The 210-nt window shown below is 58.1% G+C and carries 1 protein-coding gene; it reads left to right on the forward strand.

The window, feature by feature from the left end:
- Positions 1 to 210 (forward strand): hypothetical protein (locus GHO41_RS30040; RefSeq protein WP_178126646.1); only part of this gene is annotated, 210 nt, incomplete at both ends.

Genomic DNA, 210 nt, shown 5'->3' on the forward strand with positions numbered 1-210 from the left:
GGACCTTATCCGGCCACTCAAATCGATGAGTTCCACGTCAGGGTCGATGACCTGGACTTCGTGCCCAGCAACGATCCGACCTTGAATTCACCACGCCTGCTGTTTGGCCCTGCTGACAAGTGGGCTTACCCGGTGCTGGTGACCTCGGCCGATCCTTCTGGTGGCAACGTCTCAATGAAGGGAATGCCCTATGACGCCCGCGTTTACACC

Origin of the sequence: Pseudomonas sp. FSL R10-0399, from assembly GCF_009600165.1 — a bacterium.
GTDB classification, from domain to species: Bacteria; Pseudomonadota; Gammaproteobacteria; order Pseudomonadales; family Pseudomonadaceae; genus Aquipseudomonas; species Aquipseudomonas helleri.